The sequence below is a fragment of the Vogesella amnigena genome (assembly GCF_042648905.1).
Lineage (GTDB): Bacteria > Pseudomonadota > Gammaproteobacteria > Burkholderiales > Chromobacteriaceae > Vogesella > Vogesella amnigena.
Genome location: NZ_JBHRYH010000031.1, coordinates 1 through 1,126, shown reverse-complemented (window position 1 = coordinate 1,126; position 1,126 = coordinate 1). Strand labels below are relative to the sequence as shown.

The 1,126-nt window shown below is 64.9% G+C and carries 1 protein-coding gene; it reads right to left on the bottom strand.

The genetic code is table 11. The annotated features are described in order from the left end of the window. Window positions 1-1,124 (bottom strand): sarcosine oxidase subunit beta family protein (locus ACFOKJ_RS12635; RefSeq protein WP_390280126.1); only part of this gene is annotated, 1,124 nt, incomplete at its 3' end. Window positions 1,125-1,126 lie beyond the last annotated feature (2 nt).

Sequence of the window (1,126 nt, the reverse complement as noted above, 5' to 3'; positions counted from 1 at the left end):
CCCGGCGTGGCCTTGAAGCCACCGGTACCCCAACCACAGTTGAAGTACAGCCCCTTCACCGGCGACTTGCCGATGATCGGGCAGGCATCCGGCGCCACGTCCACAATGCCGCCCCACTGGCGGTTCAGCCGCACGCGCGAGAAGCTGGGGAACAGTTCGATGATGGCGGCGGCGGTGTGCTCGATCACATGCGGGCTGCCGCGCTGGCCGTAGCCCAGGTAGCTGTCGATACCGGCGCCGATCACCAGCTCGCCCTTGTCGGACTGGCTGACATAGCCGTGTACCGCGTTGGACATCACCACCGTGTCCAGGCACGGCTTCATCGATTCGGACACGAAGGCCTGCAGCGGGTGGCTTTCCAGCGGCAGCCGCACCTTGGCCATCTTGGCCAGGGTGGAGGTGCTGCCGGCGGCCACGCAGCCGACGCGGTCGGCGAACACATCCCCCTGCGAGGTATGCACGCCCTTGATGCGGCCATCCTCGATGATCATGCCGGTGACTTCGCACTGCTCGATCAGGTCCACGCCCAGCTCGCTGGCAGCACGGGCAAAGCCCCAGGCCACCGCATCGTGGCGCGCCACCCCGCCGCGCGGCTGGTAACTGGCGCCCATCACCGGGAAGCGGGTACTGGCCCCCACGTCCATCAGCGGCACGATGTCCTGGATTTCTTTCGGCGACAGAATCACGCCATCGATGCCGTTCAGCACGTTGGCGTTGACCCGGCGCTCGATGTCGCGCATGTCCTGCAGGGTATGGCCGAGGTTCATCACCCCGCGCTGGCTGAACATCACGTTGAAGTTCAGCTCCTGCGACAGCCCTTCCCACAGCTTGAGCGCGTGTTCGTACAGGTGGGCGGATTCGTCCCACAGGTAGTTGGAACGGACGATGGTGGTGTTACGCGCGGTGTTGCCGCCGCCGAGATAACCCTTCTCCAGCACCGCCACGTTCTTCACGCCGTGGTTCTTGGCCAGGTAGTAGGCAGTGGCCAGGCCGTGGCCGCCACCACCGATGATGATCACGTCGTAGCGTGGCTTGAGCTGCGGTGTACGCCAGGCCGGCTGCCAGGTTTCGTGGTGTTTGAGCCCGTGCTTGAAGAGGCTCCAGAAGGAATAACGGTTTGCCATGG